Below are 16,404 nucleotides of genomic sequence, written 5' to 3'. Positions count from 1 at the left end.
GTCTAACCTCGGAGCGACGTGTTCCCCGCTACTGGAGGCATCCCCGACGTGACCAGGCCACCGCTTCCGCACGACTTCCAGCGTCAGGTTCCCGGCTTCACGCTGACCAGTACCGATCTGACCGACGGCGGCGTGCTACCCGACGCGCAGGTGCTGGCCGGCGGCGACCTGTCGCCGCAGCTGAGCTGGTCCGGCTTCCCCGCCGAGACCAAGAGCTTCGCGGTCACCTGCTTCGACCCCGACGCGCCCAGCGGCAGCGGCTGGTGGCACTGGGTGCTGTTCGACATCCCGGCGGACGTGACCTCGCTGCCGACGGGCGCCGGCAGCGGCGACTTCCCGGGGCTGCCGGCCGGTGCGATCCAGGCGCGCAACGACTACGGCACCAAGAACTTCGGCGGCGCCGCACCGCCGGCCGGGCACGGTCCGCACCGCTACGTCTTCTCGGTGACCGCGGTGGGCGAGGAGAAGCTCGGGCTGGACGGCGACACCTCCGCGGCGGCGATCGGCGCGACCCTCGGCTTCCAGGCCGTGGCACGGGCCACCGTCGTGGCCACGTACGAGAACGAGTGACCGACGTAGCGCGGTAGTCGAACGCCGTGTGGGGCCCGCTGTCGGCGGGCCCCACACGGTTGTCTGCCTGCGGTTGTACTTGCCTGCGGCTGTACTGCCTGCGGTTGTCCTACTTGGCGCCGGGGGCCGGCTCCAGGACGAAGACCGGGATCACGCGGTCGGTCTTCTTCTGGTACTCGGCGTAGTCCGGCCAGACCTCGACCGCGCGGGCCCACCACAACTCCCGCTCCGCGCCCTGGATCTCACGAGCCGTCATATCCTGGCGCACGGTGCCGTCCTGGAGCTCGACCTGCCGGTGGGCGACCAGGTTGTGGTACCAGGTGGGGTGCTTGGGCGCGCCACCCTGCGAGGCCACCACGGCGTACGTCCCGTCGTGCTCCACCCGCATCAGCGGGTTCTTGCGGATCTTGCCGCTCCTGGCCCCCAGGCTGGTGAGCAGCACAACGGGTACGCCCCGCAGGGTCGTTCCCTCGGTACCGCCGGAGCCCTCGTACAACGCGACCTGGTCGCGCACCCACTGCTCCGGGCTCGGCTGGTATTCACCGGTGAGAGGCATGCTGTTCAGTCCCATCCGTCGGTTGGTTCCGCTGCTTCCCATCATTCACCAGCCGGGCCGCGGGCAGGGTCAGCCGCGCGCGGAACGGGCCGCCTGCAGGCGGGTGGTGTCCTGCGGGCCGAACGGGACGGGGACGGCGACACTGGCGGGCACCGCCGGGTGGGCGACGATCGCCTGACCGGCCGAGGTTGCGGCCTTCAGCTGCGGCTCGGCGGCCGGCGCGGTGGTGCTGGTCTGGATGGTCACCGCGCTCTGGCCCGCGGCGGGGGCGAGCCAGCCGGACAGCTCCTGGGCGTAGGCGGTCCCGGCGGGGGCGGTACCGGTCGCCAGCACCTGGACGGCGGTGGACGGGGCGGTCACCGGCACCTGGACCCCGGCGGGGGCCGTGACGGTCACCGTCGAGCCGGTCCGGTAGGCGGTCACCGTGCCGGCCGCCAGCGCGGCGTTCCACGCGGCCTCGTTGCGCAGCTGGGTGGCGACGTCCGCGGTGCGCAGGTCGACCAGCGGGGCGTTGGCGTTGAACAGGGCGTTGTAGCCGGCCAGCACCTGGTTGAACACCGGGTAGCCGATCCGCTCCTCCGCCAGGGCGGACTGGGAAACCACGTTCGGGGTCGGGTCGTTGGAGAGCACCCGGGCGAACGCCTGCTTCGCCAGGCTCGGCACGATGGTGCTCGTGTAGCCGGTGGTCTCGTCCAGCGGCGCGGCCAGGCAGGTGGAGGTGGTCGATCCGGTGCAGGCGCCACTGCCGCCCTGCGCGGTGGCGGTGTAGAGCCAGTTGTACTCGTCGGCCTCCTCGGCGGCGGTGGCGGCGTTGCCGTAGACGCTGAGCTGGTGCGAGGGCACGGTGTACGCCGAGCCGACCGCGTGGCCGGCGGGGTCGGTGCCGGCGTTGGAGGCGAGCGCGGTGACGCCGAGCGCGGTGAGCGCCGGCGCCAGCTGCGGGTTGTCCTGGGCCTGCTGCGGGGCCAGCGCCAGGCCGGAGTTCTGGTCGGTCACCAGCTCACTCGGGTTGACCGGCAGGCCCTTGGCCTGGGCCCAGGTGAGGTTGGCCTGGATCGCCGCGGTGATGGCGGCCTGGCTGGTCCACTGGGTGGCGCCGGTGTTGTCGTTGAGGCAGACCCAGGGCACCACGCCGACATTGCGGGTGCAGCCCAGGAACGGCTGGCCGTAGGTGGCGTTGACGAACCGGAAGGAGGCCGCGTTGGCCGCGAACTCGGTCAGGGTCGGGTCGGTGCCGCCGGTCGGGGTGACGTTGTCGCTGCCGCTGCCGTCGAAGGCCAGGTCCAGGGTGACGTTGTTGGCCGCCTCCCACTGCTTGGCGTAGTCGACGTCGGCGGCGGTCATCCGGATCGGGACGTTGTCCTGGCTGCCCGCGACGGTGTTGCAACCCGCGCTCTGCGCGGTGCACTTCAAGGTGGTGCTCCACCGGTTGTCGGAGAGCAGGGTGTTGTCGACCTGGACGCCGAAGTAGAAGCGGCTGAAGCCGAGATGGACACCTCCGGTCATCCAGTCGACCACCCCGCGGGCCAGCGCCCGCCACTGCTCCTGGTACTGGTTGAAGGCGAAGGTGAAGACCAACTGCTGGCGCCCGGCGTTGTTGTACTGGCCGACCAGCACACCGGGCGTGGTGGTGCCCGGGATCGGCGTGGTCAGGACCGGGGTGAAGTTGGCGCTGCCCGGTGTCGCCAGATAGCCGTAACTCTCCACTACGTTGGGGTCGTTGTTCTCGAACTGGAAGGTGCCCTTGAGGTAGTTGAAGGGCCCGGTCGCGTCGGCGGTGGTGGTGCTGGCGGTCATGCCGTCCAACGCACCGATGTAGCCCGGGTCCTGGGCCCAGTTCAGGCCGATCGCGGGCTGCGCGTAGGTGTTGAGGTCCACCTCGGGGATGTTGTACGAGGTCTCGTAGCCGGTCAGCGCGGTGGTCTCGGCGCTGCCGGCGCCCAGCGCGCCGAGGGTGGGGAGCACCACCGACTCGAACTTGGCCTCGATCGTGCCGTCGGGCAGCGTGCCGCTGAGGTAGGCGGCGTTGATCACCGGGCGGTTCGGGTCGGAGAGGGTCACCGTGGTGAACGGCACGCCCTCGCTGACCAGTTCGGCGCGGACAGCCGCCAGCGAGCTGCTGCCGTCGTCGATCAGCAGGACGCGCAGGTCCGTCCGGACGGCCGGAGCGGTGCCCGCGTGGGCGGCCACCGCCGGGGAGCCGAGTGCCAGCAGGGCGGCCGTGGCCAGCGCGGCCGACCATCGTCGTGTCAGAGCCATGGGTTTCCTCCCGAAGGAAGGCGTGCGCCGTCGCACACACCTCGAAGTGACCGGCCGCGGACGCGGGTCTGCCCGCGCGCGGCTCGCGCTTGTGCGGGTGGAACGAGCTGGAACGAACTGAGTGGAGCGAGCTACGGGGCATCGCAAAGGTGCCAGGATCCAGGGCCCCCCGCCCTGCCTCGGCAACGCGATGAACCTAGCCCACCGGCCGATCCTCCGACAGACGGCCGAACTGGCCCGCACCCGAAGCGCTGGCCGATTCCCTCACCCGGGCCCCCGCACCCGGCCGATGCGCCAGGTCCACAACCGGGTGGTCATGCTCCGGTCAGCTGCGGTCACGGGCATGCCCGCGGCACGTGCCCTGCCGGCCGCACGGGCGGGCCGGCACGCGGGTTATGGCGAGAACCCGCCGCCCGGGCGACACCGCCAGGGGCGAGCAGCATCGAAAGAGCGTGATCATGGCCTGCTATCGTTCGACTACCCTCCGGTACCGGACGCATGTGGCTTGGCCAGATTGGGAGTTACCCCTGTGAACAACGATGCCGTCGCTCCTGTCGGGGCCCTGCGGCTGATGGTGACCGGTGGTGGCACGGGTGGCCACACCTATCCCGCGCTCACCACCATCCGAACGCTCCGAGCCCGGCTGGCAGCCGTCGGCCGGACCTTGGACGTCCTGTGGGTCGGCACTGCCGACGGCCTGGAGGCCCGGGTCGCGGCCGGCGAGGGAATCGCGTTCGCCACCGTCGCGACGGGCAAGATCCGCCGCAGCGCCAACCCCCTGAAGATGCTCTCTCCGGCGAACATCAGGGACATGGCGCGAGTACCGCTGGGGATCCTCCAGGCCCGGTCACGGATCAACAGCTTCGCTCCTGACGTGGTGCTGGCCACCGGCGGCTACGTGGCCGTTCCGGTGGGTGTGGCCGCGAAGATGTGTCGCCGTCCCCTCGTGATCCACGAGCAGACGGTCCGCCTCGGACTCGCCAACCGCTCACTCGCCCGCCGGGCGACACGCATCGCCGTCTCCTCCGAGTCGACCCTGCCGCTGCTGGCCGATTCGGTGCGCGGGGCCGCGGTGGTGACGGGCAATCCGGTGCGCCCCGAGGTCCTGGCCGGGCAGGCCGACAAGGCGGTCACGGCGCTGGGCCTGTGGTCGTTCGACCGTGCCCGTCCGACCGTCTACGTGACCGGTGGTGCTCAGGGAAGCCAGCAGATCAACGACCTGGTGCGCGGGATCCTGCCCTGGCTGCTGGAGCGGGCCAACGTGATCCACCAGTGCGGACCGAGCCACGAGGCAGCCCTGCGCCAGGCCGCCGCCGCACTGCCCGGCGATCTGGCGGGCCGCTACCTGGTGTCGGGGTTCGTCGGTCCCGAACTGCCGGACGTCCTCGACCTGGCGGACGTCGTGGTCTCGCGGAGCGGGGCGGGCACGATCGCCGAACTGACGGCGCTCGGCCGGGCAGCGGTGCTGGTCCCCCTGGCCACCTCGGCCGGCAACGAACAGGAGCACAACGCCCGCCACCTCCAGGACGCCGGTGCAGCCGTCGCCCTCGTCGGCCAGCCGACGCCGGACATGCTGCGAGAGGCGGTCACCCCCCTCCTGACAGACCCGGCCCGCCGCACAGCCATGGCACAGCGCGCCCAGGCACAGGGCCGACCGGACGCCGCGGAGCGACTGGTGGACGTCCTGCTGTCGGTCGTCGCAGACGAGCGGCATCGTTCGCGCTGAGGCGCCGGCCGGCTCGTGGCAGGGGAGGCACACTTGGAAAGCGTGTTGGGGGCAACCCCTCACGAGTTCGGATCTCGCATCCTCCGCCATGGCTGACCAGCCATAACGAAGGCCCCGACCGCTCAGCGGTCGGGGCCTTCGTCGTGCCGTGGTTGCAGTTTTGGTTGCAGTTGACCGCATCGGCCACCCGGCGGCTGGCCAGCTGCGTAAGCTGCCACCCTGTGGATCCGACTCCTGGCGGTCGAACAAGTTGGAGCCACCAGCGCACTACCGTAGGGGAACGGCCATCGCACGCCCGCGCGTCCGGGTGGCCGGCGAAGGAGGCGGCTCGTGCAGCAGTCCGGTGCTCGTGGCAAGACGATCCATCCCAATGCGTATAACGCACTCGCAGACGCGCTGTCGGTCATCTTCTGGAACAAGCCGCCCTTCGAGCGCTACCTCCGTGGCATGCTGCAGAACCACAGCGAACTGCTGGCGAGCCTCGACTTCCAGATATCAACTAAGCGCGAGGTGTCTGGCCAGGTCGTCAACCTCCTACGTGCCAACGAGCATCGCTATCTCGACCTGACGATTCACCTCATGATCGACATAGCCAACATGGATCGCTTTCCGAACCTGGAGCAACAGGAAGACCGCATCGAGCAAGTGACGCGAGCGACCATCGCCGTGGGTGAGCTACGCCGCTGGACCAGCAAGGAGCGGGAGGCCGTCAGAGAGCAGGAAGCACACGCGGCCGACATCGCGAAGCACCTAGCGGATTCCGAGCGCAACCGACTGTTCGCTTCCGATCATGAGCGCCTCAAGCAGATCTTCATGCTCATGCACTCCGCCACCAACCCACACCAGCGTGGTACGGACTTCGAAGGCTTTATCAACGAGCTGTTTTCCCTGTACGACCTGGAACCTCGAGCATCCTACGACCTTGAGCACGAGCAGATAGACGGGGCCTTCTACTTCGAGACGGACCATTATGTGCTTGAAGCGAAGTGGTGGAAGGAACGCATCGGCCGCCGAGAGCTCGATGTGTTCAAGACCAACATCGAGCGCAAGGCTAAGAACACCCTTGGGCTGTACATCAGCATGAGCGGCTTCACCTCGGATTCCCTGGCCGTCTACAGCTACAGCACGCCGTTTATCACGATGGACGGCGCCGACTTCATGGCTGTACTCGACCAGCGCATCAGGCTCGAGGACCTGTTGAGACGCAAGCGCGCGCATGCTGGGCAGACAGGGCAGTGCTTCCTGTCTGCTGCCCGGATCCTCGCCGACACCGACTGACGCCCAGGTGCCGCTGGCTTGCCGACCGACAGTCGCATGGTTGGCCATCAACTGGCGGCAGCGCAATCATCTCACCGCCGACTGTCAGTACGAGCCTCTAAGTTCAGCTGCTGTAGTGCAGAGAACTACCTCAGAGGAGCTACTGGCCGTGCCGGAAGCGAGCAGAAAACGCGGAAAACATCCCCTGTGGATTCAGCTGATGACGCTGACAGCACACCAAGGGCTGTGCGTCTATTGCGGCAGGACAGACGCCGACACCCTAGACCATGAACAGCCCTTTGGCGACGATGGCCCCGATGTGTGGTGGAACTTCGTTCCTGCTTGCGCTTCATGTAACCGGTGGAAGAATGGCCGGTCTGCCCGGGAGTGGAAGCGAGACATGGAACTCAGGCACAGCTTCCCAAAGGCATTCTCAGGGCGAACCATGAAGCCGGAGGTCTTCGCTGGGATCGTGACTCGCGTGGAGAAAACGCAGCGGGAGATCCGTGACCATGGTCGGCGTGAGTGGTTCAGGCATCACTACGACTGCCGGACAAATCCGAAAATCAAGCAGGATGTTCTTGACTGGCTCGAACAATGCAATCGCGAGCTGAAGGGATATCCACACGCCCCTTGGACTACGCCCGCTCAGGAGGGGTACTCCCTAAACGTCTGCACGAGGCGCATCTGCTGTGGTGCACTCCAGAAAGACTCGCGCTGGACGAACGTGTTTCTGGATGATGACGAGCACAGGAATTTAGGCGCCGAGCCTATCAAGCAGGTCTCCATGAAGGCGACTTGCTTGCCAAGCTCGTTCGCGCATACTTGCCCTCTTCAAGAGTGCTTCCTGAACCTCTAGCTGATCGCCCTGGAAAAGGCCCGCTGTAACATGGCACCTACGTTGGCGGAGCCAGCAATTCCGGCTCCGCCAACGTTCCTCAACGATCCGTGACTACCAGTCGTCAGCATCGCCGTACTTGCCGGGGTGCTTGGCCCGGTCGGCAGCCTGCGCGCGTGCCTCAGCGAACGCCTCAGCGACGGCGCACTTGTCTGTGCCGCGGACCTGAGCCTCCACCAGTCCCTCCGAGCCCGGCCGGCGAGCTGTGCGCCAGGACGCGGGCCGATCAGTGTAGAGGTCGGCTTCGAAGGCCCAGGCTGAGACTGTCCACTGCTCAGGCATGGTCAGGTCCAGCTGGCACCCGTCGGGGCGGAAGACCGCGTAGGCGTGGAACACGACCCGCTGCTCGAGGGGGTACTGCTGGACCCCGTGAGGGTTGCCCGGCCCCACATGCTCCCACTTCTCCCGGTCCGACTCCTCGATCTTGGCGACACCGCCCGGCCGCTCGGCGGTCCAGCGGTCGACCAGCGATTGGGCGTGCTCGGCGTGCAGGAAGGGGATCCGCTGCTGGCCGATGTAGGCGACGAACACCACGGGTAGGCCAGAGGCGACAGCAGGGCTCAGGCCGAGCGCGTCGGTTCCCGCTGAGTCGGCAGCCGGCGGCGGCTCGGCCCGGGGGCTGGTGGTGTCCGTGTCGGCTGCGGCTTCGACAGGCCAGAGCAACTCGCCGATCTTCTCGGCGGTCTGCTGCAGGACCGGGGTGGTGAGGTGCTGGTAGCGCCGCCGCATCCGGGCAGACTTGCCGGGCTCCCAGCCCATGATGGCGTCGACCACCGCGTCGGAGACGCCGAGGATCAACAGCACGGTGGCCGCCGTATGGCGGGCGTCGTGGAGACGCCCGTCGCGGATCCCCGCCGCCCGCAGCAGGTCCTTCCACCGGTGGTAGTCGGTGTTCGGATTGAGCGGCTCACCGGTCGGCGAGGTGAACACGTAGTCCTTCTCCACCCAGAGGTCCCGGGCGAGGACGCGCTCGCGGTCCTGCTGCCGCTTGTGCTGGAGCAGGAGCCTCATCAGCGCGTCGGGAACGCCGATCGGGCGCTTACCCGCGCGGGACTTGGTGCCCTTCGTCTCCCGGCGAATGTTGATCTTCTTCGGGCAGTAGCCGGGCTTGCGCCCGCAGCGATCGCCGCAGCCGTGCTGGTAGCGGGGCCGCAGTCGGCCGCGCCGGACCCGGATCACGTTGGCCACGAAGTCGACGTCGGACCACTGGAGGCCGAGGACCTCGCCCTGCCGCAGGCCGAGCGCCAGGGCGATGACCCAGCGGGCGGTGTTGCGGTGCTTGGCGGCCTCGGCGAGCAGTCGCTGTACCTCCTCGACCGAGTACGGCTCGACCTCCTCCTCGTCCGGGGTCGGGGCCTTCGCGACTGTCGCCGGGTTGTCGGTGAGGTGGCGCCGCCGCACGGCCTCGTTCAGGGCCGTGCGCACGGTGCGGTGAACCTGGTTCGCGGTGCCGGCCGCACTGCCGTTGTCCTGCATCTTCTTGTAGAAGAGTTCCAGGTGCTCCGGCTCCAGCTTCTGCAGCTGGTGGGCACCGAGGCCGGGTATGAGGTGGTGGTACACGGCGACGCGGTAGCCGTCGATCGTGTTCTCGCCCACGTGAAGGGCAGCGATGTTCTCGACGCAGTGGGTGAGCCATGGCTGGAGCGTCCACCGCTGGCCTGCCTTCGGCACCCGGCCGGAGTCGCGCTTCTTCTCCAGCTCGCGGACCGCCTTGGTGATCTCGGGGCGGGTCTTGCGAGTGACGTGTCGACGGTCGGGGCGGCCGTCGTCCTTGACGCCGACGGTGACGTAGCCGTGCCAACGGCCGTCCTTGTCCTGGGAGATCGACGATGCACCGTTGGGCTGACGGGAGTTTGCCATGTCCGCCCCCTCAGGCCGCGGCGACGAGGTCGCCGGAGCCGGAGCGCTGGGCGAGGAAGTCGCTGACGGCCTCGGCGGGGATGCGGCGGAGAGTACCGATCTTCACGGACCGGATCTCGCCGGACGCGACGAACTCGTACATCTTCGTGCGGCCGATGCCGATCCGACGGGCTGCTTCCGCGACGGTGAGGCCGACGAGGGTGGGATCGCCCGGGACATCGGTCCGCTCGGCGAGCAGCGCCCGGAGGTCCTCCTCCGAGACGTCCAGCAGACGGGCGATCTGGGCAAGGGGCAGGCTGATCTGAGGCAAGGGGACTCCTCGCCGCTGGTACGGGGCTGGCACCCCTGGCGGCGTGATCGTGTGATGGGTGGTCGTTTACGCGTGGCTGCAATCGCCCTTGGCGCGCTAACACCAGGAGCGAGAAGCGACGGGTCTGGCGGTCCGTCGCGTGTACCGCGTGGTTGAACGAGGCCGGTTCCGGCGGCGGTTGTCCGCCGAACGGGCTGTGAGATTACCTCTCGCCCAGCCGCTTCAGGGGGCGGGTCTTCATCAACGCCTCGAGTTCCTCCGGGCTGGCCGGCCTGGCTCCGGGGGCGTCGGGTGCCTGGGAGACATGGACCCAGCCCTCGTCGGTCTCCACAAGGTCGAGGTGGGTGAGCGGGGGCGGAAGCGACGGTGTCCGGATGCCCTTCTCCCGCATCTGGGCTCTGAACTCCTGGAGACCCAGCGTCTGATCGCCGATGATGTCGTCAAACCGGGCGACGAGGTCGAGATTGAACTCACGCGTGGCCTGATCGCGCGTCAAAGCGGCACCACGACGGTGCTCATCCGTGCGGCTGATGGACTTAAGCAAGGCGTAGACCATCTGGCTGTGCTTTCGCACCTCCTCGAAGCGCTCCTCGACCGTGTCGTCCGGCGGCTCGTAGTCAAGCGGAAGCTCACCGGTGACCCACATGAGCGCGTCGTCAGTGGAGTAGACCTGGTCCGGGAGGACCTCGATCTCGCTCTCCTCGCCCACCGGGACGAGCAACGCGACGGGGGGAACGTCGAGGACCTTGGCGAGGACCAGGAGCTCGGCGACGTCCACGCTGGAACGCCGACCGTTCTCCAGGTTGGCGATGACGCTCCGGGCGATCGGGTAGCCCAGCTTCGCGCAGGCGTCGGCGACGTCCTGCGCACTCATCCCGCGCTCTTCGCGGAAGCGCCGGACCGCCTCGGCGACACGGCCTGTCACAGCCGCCTGCCAGTCCTTGGGGGTCGTCATGGCCTCAAGATACCCCGGAGTCACAGACTTAAGCAAGAAATAGCACGGGACTTGTGTATCTGCATCACAACCCATGGCTTGACGAAGCACAGACCATGTGTGCACACTCTGCGAACGCAAGCGAACACGGGCCAACACGCCCGCCTCGCGGCTCCTGAAACGGGAGCGGCCCCCGGTGTTAGCGCACCGAGGGCCGTGAAGGCTCCCTGAAATGACCACCCATCAAGACGATCAACCGCTGTGCGGCCTGCCAGGGCCTGATGCACAGCGGGAGGGAATCCATGTCCCAGCCTACGGGTCCGGCGCGAGGACCGTCGAGTCTCGACGCGGAAGGCCCCGCACCGGGCAGCTCCGCTCAGATCTTCATCGACGCGACCGGCGAACCACTGAACGACATCGGCGCAGAGCAGGTCGTCCTCGGCTCCTGCATGCTCAACCCGGACGCGGTCGACGCCGTGCGGGCCGTCCTCGAACCGGGCGACTTCTTCCGACCCGCGCACGAGACCGTCTGGCGGGCGATCCTCGCCCAGCGGGCCAGTGACGCGCCGAGCGACACCATCGGCCTGACCGACCACCTGCGAAGCAGCGGTGAACTCGGCCGCGTCGGCGGCGCGCACTACCTGCACACGCTGGTCAGTGCCGCTCTCCCGGCCACCGGCAACGCCGAGTACTACGCAGGCATCGTCCTCCGTCTGAAGGAACTGCGGACCCTGCAGGCGAGCGGGATCCGCACCGCAGTGGCCGCCTGCACCCCCGGCGCCGATCCGGAGGACATCCGCACCGCGGTCGAGGCGGAACTCCGCGCCGCGCACGAGCGCAAACTCGCCTCCGGCACCAGCGCCTTCTCGCGCTACAGCGTCGACGGCTGGGACTTCGTCACCACCACGGGCGCGGAGAAGGAGCCCCTATGGGGCACCCGCGAGAAGACGGCATGGGCGGACGGCGAGAGCCTGATGATCGTCGGCCCCCCGGGCGTCGGCAAGACCACCATCGCCCACCAGGTGGTCCTCGCCCGCATCGGCCTCGGGACCCAAGCGCTCGGCATGCCCGTCACCGAGGGCGAGCGCGTGCTCTACCTGGCGATGGACCGGCCCAAGCAGATCGCCCGCGCGATGGCCCGCTTGATCAGGCCAGAGCACGAGAAGCAGCTCCGCGAGCGCCTCGTCGTCTGGCAGGGACCTCTGGCGGCCAGCCTCGACAAGAGGCCCGACCTCCTCGCCGAGCTGGCAGCCTTCCACCGCGCCGACACCATCGTCATCGACAGCCTCAAGGACGCCGTCAGCACGCTGGTCGACGACGCCCTCGCCGTCGCCTTCCACAACGCCCGCAGCCGGGCCCTGCGCGAAGGCGTCCAGATCATGGAGCTGCACCACCAGCGCAAGGCCACCGCCGACGCCCCACGCGGCCAGCGTCCTACCCTCGACCGCGTCTACGGCTCGACCTGGCTGACCTCCGGCGCGGGCAGCGTCATCTTCCTCGCCGGTGAGGCCGGCGACCCAGCCGTCACCCTCCACCACCTCAAGACCGTCACCGGCGAGATCGGACCGCTGACCGTCATCCACGACCATCAAGCAGGCACCAGCACCGTCGAGGAGACCATCGATATCTCCGAGCTTCTCCGCGCCTCCATCGACGGCCTGACCGCCAAGCGGCTGGCAGTCGCCATGTCGGGAGACAACAAGCCGGAGGCCGGCCCCGTGCAGAAGGCCCGGCGACGGCTGGAGGACCTCGTCAAGGCGGGACTGGCTGTCAAGGTCGATGGCGCCGCCGGAGGCAGGGGCGGCGGGAAGGAAACCCGCTACCTGCCCTCCGCACGACACATCGAGCCCAGCGCGCCACCGGCCACGGCCGAGCAGCCCGTCATCCCGCTCGCTCCCGCACCAGCACCGCCGCAGTTCGAGACCGCACCGCCTGCGGACCCCGCACAGGCCGCCCGCGTTGCCGCCGCGACCAGCCGCGTCGGCACTCAGCGGGCAGCAGCAGGGGCAACGTCGCCGAGGGCAGAGCGTTCACGCGTCCGTTCACTCACCCCTGACGCTGTCGCCGTCCCTCAAACCGTTCTCGCGCCTCACGCCCCGCAGCAAAACCGCAGGTAGAGCGTTCACGCGACCGTTTACGCCGTTCACGCGGCCAAGCGTTCACGCGCGGGCCCCCCTTTAGAAGGGGGCTCGCGTAAACGCCCCTCCGCAGACGCTGCATCAACGGACCTCGCCGCCGCACCGGCTACCGGGCCGCCAGCCCCTCGCGTCACCAGCCCAGATCCCCGCCGCAACCGGCCACAGCCCGGCACCGTGAGCACGCCGGTGCCCCTCCAAGCCGCCTTTCAGGGAGAACCGAAACCCATGGTCACCGCCACCAGCTCCAGCCCACACCTCAGCCGCGTGAACCGCTGGGACTACGCCGCGATCGGCCTGCTCGCCCTCACCGGCTTCGCCCTCTCCTACGACGCCCTGCGCCAGACCGCCCAGGCGATCCACGTCCGAGGCGCGCTCACCTACGTGTACCCGCTGATCATCGACGGGTTCATCGCCTACAGCGTCCGCGCCCTGCTCATTCTGCGCACCGCTCCGCTGGCCGCCCGCGCCTACGTGTGGGCGCTGTTCCTGTCCTCCACCACCGCCAGCGTCTGGGCCAACATCCTGCACGCCGTCCGCCTCAACCAGCAGGCCCTCGACACGATCGACCGCCTCCACCTCGGCGACACTGCAGTCGGCATCCTGTCCATGATCGCCCCACTCGCCCTTGCCGGAGCCGTCCACCTCGGCATCATCACCAGTCGCCACAACACCCCCGACATGACCACGGTCACCGGCACCGATGTCGACCTGCACGAAATGCCCGCTTCTGACAGCGGACAGCACCACCGGCCGACCGAAGCCGGCAGTACCGCCAGCAGCCGCCGTTCGCTGACTGAAGCGGACGCGGATGACCAGCTCGCCGAGCGCCCGGAAGGCCCCGGCGCTCTGACCGCCGACCGCGAGGAACCTGCTGACCACAGCCCGCCCGGAAGGGGTTCCGGGGAGGCCGGCGAGGGCAGGCCCGTAGGCCGACCGCCAGCCGCCACGATGAACGCACTGCTGACCATCGGCCGCCAGGCGTGGACCCAAGCCGGTCGCCTCAGCCGCAGCGTGGTCGCCGACGCCATCCGCGCCAGGAGCCTGTCCGTATCCAGCGATCGCCTCACCGCCGTCATGGATGCACTCCGCGCCGAGCAGGACACCGCTCACCAGGCCGACGGACAACTCGCACTCAGCTGAGCCCAGCAGCCGCGCACCACCTACGGCTCATTACCCCCGCTTCTCCGGCTCGGCCAAAACACCAGCCGTCCGGACAATCCGGCAGGACCCAACTCCGTTGCCCCGCAACCTGGTCAAGGCCCTGGCCGATTCCCCGCGCCCGACCTCGTAGGAGAGAATGCTCGTGAGCAAGCACCACCCGGTCGACCCCGACGCACCGGACGAGGCACGCATCGGCATGTTCGCGCGGGCATGGCAGGCGTTCACCAGGCCCGACCAGCAGCAGAACAACGACGGAGCAAGCTGGGGCAAAGTCCACATCGCCGTTGGCGACGCGGACTTTGCGCTTGAGCCCGCCCCAGGGGTGGCGGGGCGGGACGGGCACCAGGGGGCACCGGGCCAGGAGGTCGTGCCCGAGGGTGGCCACGACCAGGAGGAGACACCCGACAGCGCCCACACCGCCGTTGTCGTCCTGCGCGCAGAGCCGACCGTCACGCCCACCGAGTTCGTCCACCACGGCGTCGCCGCCCTCGACGTCCCCGCCCTGCCCACCACCGTGAGCCGGCCGCTGAGCGAGATCCTCTACCGTCCTCGCAGCGGCACCAAGCGCGACCTCCAACTCACGTGCTCGGCGGAGGAAGCCGAGCGGGAGTTCATCGACAAGGCTGCCAAGGCCGCCAAGCGCTCCCGCTCTGCCTACCTCATGGACTGCTCTCTGACCTTCGCCCACGCGTATGTCGCCGCTGAGCGCCCCAGCACCATCCCACCTCTGCCATCCCCGCAGGCGACCGGCGAACTACTGCAGCTGACGGGCAGGTTCCTGCGCGAGATGAACCGCGTCGGGGTGAACCTCAACCAGATAGCCCGCCAGGTGAATATGGGCGAGCTGCCCGACATCGCCGAGGCAGTCCTCGACGAGGTCGACTCGTGCGTCCGCGCCGCCCGCCACGCCTTCGAACACGTCATCTCGGGTGCCCGCCATGGTGCCTGACGTCTCCACCGGATCTCGCACCCGCGGATTGCTCTCCTACCTCTACGGCCCTGGTCGGCGCGAAGAACACCACGACCCGCACATCGTCGCCGCCTTCGCCATGCCCGGCATCCCCGACCCCGGCCGCACAGCACTCGACCAGCACCACACCGTGCTCACCGAACTCGCCGACTACCTCGACCAACCCGTCCACGTCCGCGAACAGCGCGTCGGCAAGAAGGTGCCGCAGCATGTGTGGCACTGCCCCGTCCGCACCGCACCCGGCGACCGCTACCTCACCGACGAGGAGTGGGCCGAAGTCGCCCGCCGGATCGTCCACGCCAGCGGCATCGCACCCGACGGCGACGATGCCGCCTGCCGGTGGATCGCCGTCCGCCACGCCGACGACCACATCCACATCGTCGCCACCACCGTCCGCGAGGACGGCCGCCGCCCCCGCAATCACCGCGACGGCGAACGAGCGCAGAAGGAGTGCCGCGCGATCGAGAAGGAGCTCGGCCTGCGCCGGCTCAACTCCGGTGACGGCACCGCAGCCCCGATGCCCACCAGCGCCGAGCAGGCCAAGGCCCAGCGCGCCGGCCACGCCCTCACCTCGAAGGAGTGGCTGCACGATCAGGCCCAGGCCGCCGCGGCCGCCGCCCGGGACGAGACCGAGTACTTCACCGTCCTCACCGCCCTCGGAATCAAGGTCCGCCACCGGCTGGGCCCGCAGACCGGCGACGTCATCGGCTACAGCCTCGCCGCTCCCGGCGACACCAACGCCCAAGGCGAGCCCATCTACTTCGGCGGCTCCAAGCTCTCCCCCGACCTGTCCATCAACCGCCTGCGCGAACGCCTCGCCGCCCAACAACCCACCGAGCAGCCCGCCGCCCGCACCAGGCCCAACCCATGGCAGCAGGCCGACACCGTCCTGCAGAGCCTGCACGCCAACCTCGACCAACAGGACGAAGCCGGCGGACAGGACCAAGACGCCGTCGTCCAGGCCCAGGCCGCCGCGTTCGGCGAACTCCTCCACAACGCCGCCAGCGCTGCACCCGCCGAGGCACGTGCCAAACTGCAAGCCGCCGCAACAGCGTTCAACCGCGCCAACCGCTCCGCCGTCCGCGCCGAACACCAGCAGGCCGCAGCCCTGCGCTCGGCCGCGAAGGACATCCTCTACACCGCCGGCTCCGGCAAGGACGGGGCCGCAGCCGCAGCCCTGCTGTCCACCGCGCTGTTCGTCCTCGTCGCGATCGCCCGCTGGCACGACACACGTGGCCACCAGCAGCAGGCCGCCGCCGCGCAGCAGAGCCTCACACACCTGCGCGCTGCCTACCGGCACACCGCCGAACCTGTCCTCGCCGACCTCACCAAACGCACCCCCAGCCCACAGGCCACCGACCGCTTCGCCGCCGACGTCCGGGCCGCCGTCCCCGACCATGCCGAACGGATCCTCGCCGACCCCGCCTGGCCGGCCCTGGCCACCACCCTCGCCATGACCGAGAGCGCCGGTCGCCGACCCCGCCACGTCCTCGCCGAAGCCGCCTCCCAACGGGAACTCGACACGGCCGACCACCCCGCCGAAGTCCTCAACTGGCGCCTCACCGCACTGCCCGACCGACGCCAACAGGCTGCCCTCGCCCGCACGGCCACAACGGCCTCCAGGCCCACCACCAGCCCCGCTCAGCCCGCCCACCGCCAGGCGGACCCGACCCGCGAGAGCCGCCGAACACGCAGGTAGCAGCCCACCGAGGTCGCAACTACGGTGGCCCCGCCTCTGACCGTCAGAGGTGGGGCCACCGGTCGT

General features: G+C 69.3%; 13 protein-coding genes. 8 read left to right on the top strand and 5 right to left on the bottom strand.

The genetic code is table 11. From position 1 onward, the window contains the following. The first annotated feature begins 39 nt into the window (after positions 1-39). Complete coding sequence (locus ACFZB9_RS32090) at positions 40-570, top strand: YbhB/YbcL family Raf kinase inhibitor-like protein (protein WP_391453100.1); 531 nt, start codon at positions 40-42, stop codon at positions 568-570. 109 nt (positions 571-679) lie between these two features. Here ACFZB9_RS32090 and ACFZB9_RS32085 read toward each other — a convergent pair whose 3' ends face one another. Then, a complete protein-coding gene (locus tag ACFZB9_RS32085; protein WP_391453068.1) occupies positions 680-1,126 on the bottom strand; it encodes a nitroreductase family deazaflavin-dependent oxidoreductase in 447 nt (148 codons plus the stop codon). Between the two features lie 69 nt (positions 1,127-1,195). Next, entirely contained in the window at positions 1,196-3,385 is a 2,190-nt protein-coding gene (locus ACFZB9_RS32080) for a hypothetical protein (RefSeq protein ID WP_391453066.1), read from the bottom strand. A gap of 571 nt (positions 3,386-3,956) precedes the next feature. Here ACFZB9_RS32080 and ACFZB9_RS32075 point away from each other — a divergent pair. The 3 genes from ACFZB9_RS32075 (at position 3,957) to ACFZB9_RS32065 (ending at position 7,227) form a co-directional block, all read left to right on the top strand. Then, on the top strand, positions 3,957-5,111 hold the full coding sequence (locus ACFZB9_RS32075) for a glycosyltransferase (RefSeq protein ID WP_391453098.1): 1,155 nt from the start codon (positions 3,957-3,959) through the stop codon (positions 5,109-5,111). Positions 5,112-5,441: 330 nt separating this feature from the next. Continuing rightward, positions 5,442-6,389 (top strand): restriction endonuclease, encoded by a 948-nt coding sequence (locus ACFZB9_RS32070; protein ID WP_391453064.1) that lies wholly within the window; start codon positions 5,442-5,444, stop codon positions 6,387-6,389. A gap of 40 nt (positions 6,390-6,429) precedes the next feature. Then, on the top strand, positions 6,430-7,227 hold the full coding sequence (locus tag ACFZB9_RS32065; protein WP_391453063.1) for an HNH endonuclease: 798 nt from the start codon (positions 6,430-6,432) through the stop codon (positions 7,225-7,227). A 93-nt stretch (positions 7,228-7,320) separates the two neighbouring features. Here the strand turns inward: ACFZB9_RS32065 and ACFZB9_RS32060 are convergent, their stop codons facing one another. The 3 genes from ACFZB9_RS32060 to ACFZB9_RS32050 form a co-directional block, all read right to left on the bottom strand. Next, positions 7,321-9,126: a tyrosine-type recombinase/integrase gene (locus ACFZB9_RS32060; RefSeq protein WP_391453061.1), complete on the bottom strand. Its 1,806-nt coding sequence runs from the start codon at positions 9,124-9,126 to the stop codon at positions 7,321-7,323. 10 nt (positions 9,127-9,136) lie between these two features. Next, positions 9,137-9,436: a helix-turn-helix domain-containing protein gene (locus tag ACFZB9_RS32055; RefSeq protein ID WP_391453059.1), complete on the bottom strand. Its 300-nt coding sequence runs from the start codon at positions 9,434-9,436 to the stop codon at positions 9,137-9,139. Positions 9,437-9,638: 202 nt separating this feature from the next. Further along, complete coding sequence (locus tag ACFZB9_RS32050) at positions 9,639-10,391, bottom strand: helix-turn-helix domain-containing protein (RefSeq protein ID WP_391453058.1); 753 nt, start codon at positions 10,389-10,391, stop codon at positions 9,639-9,641. A 359-nt stretch (positions 10,392-10,750) separates the two neighbouring features. On the opposite strand from ACFZB9_RS32050, the gene ACFZB9_RS32045 reads away from it, so the two are divergent. The 4 genes from ACFZB9_RS32045 (at position 10,751) to ACFZB9_RS32030 (ending at position 16,338) form a co-directional block, all read left to right on the top strand. Next, entirely contained in the window at positions 10,751-12,487 is a 1,737-nt protein-coding gene (locus ACFZB9_RS32045) for a DnaB-like helicase N-terminal domain-containing protein (protein WP_391453096.1), read from the top strand. Between the two features lie 195 nt (positions 12,488-12,682). Further along, positions 12,683-13,648 (top strand): DUF2637 domain-containing protein, encoded by a 966-nt coding sequence (locus ACFZB9_RS32040; RefSeq protein WP_391453057.1) that lies wholly within the window; start codon positions 12,683-12,685, stop codon positions 13,646-13,648. A 163-nt stretch (positions 13,649-13,811) separates the two neighbouring features. Beyond that, positions 13,812-14,618 carry a MobC family plasmid mobilization relaxosome protein gene (locus ACFZB9_RS32035; RefSeq protein WP_391453055.1) on the top strand — a complete coding sequence of 269 codons (807 nt, stop codon included), beginning with the start codon at positions 13,812-13,814 and terminating at the stop codon, positions 14,616-14,618. Next, a complete protein-coding gene (locus ACFZB9_RS32030) occupies positions 14,608-16,338 on the top strand; it encodes a relaxase/mobilization nuclease domain-containing protein (RefSeq protein ID WP_391453053.1) in 1,731 nt (576 codons plus the stop codon). Before ACFZB9_RS32035 ends, ACFZB9_RS32030 begins: the two co-directional genes overlap by 11 nt. Positions 16,339-16,404 lie beyond the last annotated feature (66 nt).

This window comes from Kitasatospora sp. NPDC008050 (assembly GCF_042957465.1).
Lineage (GTDB): Bacteria > Actinomycetota > Actinomycetes > Streptomycetales > Streptomycetaceae > Kitasatospora.
This window is presented reverse-complemented; position numbering and strand designations above follow the sequence as displayed.

What these genes read in the sequence shown, in the direction of transcription:
- ACFZB9_RS32030 (WP_391453053.1), top strand. Translation starts at nt 14,608, where the DNA reads ATGGTGCCTGACGTCTCCACCGGATCTCGCACCCGCGGATTGCTCTCC.
- ACFZB9_RS32075 (WP_391453098.1), top strand. Translation starts at nt 3,957, where the DNA reads ATGGTGACCGGTGGTGGCACGGGTGGCCACACCTATCCCGCGCTCACC.
- ACFZB9_RS32060 (WP_391453061.1), bottom strand. Translation starts at nt 9,126, where the DNA reads ATGGCAAACTCCCGTCAGCCCAACGGTGCATCGTCGATCTCCCAGGAC.
- ACFZB9_RS32050 (WP_391453058.1), bottom strand. Translation starts at nt 10,391, where the DNA reads ATGACGACCCCCAAGGACTGGCAGGCGGCTGTGACAGGCCGTGTCGCC.
- ACFZB9_RS32080 (WP_391453066.1), bottom strand. Translation starts at nt 3,385, where the DNA reads ATGGCTCTGACACGACGATGGTCGGCCGCGCTGGCCACGGCCGCCCTG.
- ACFZB9_RS32085 (WP_391453068.1), bottom strand. Translation starts at nt 1,126, where the DNA reads ATGCCTCTCACCGGTGAATACCAGCCGAGCCCGGAGCAGTGGGTGCGC.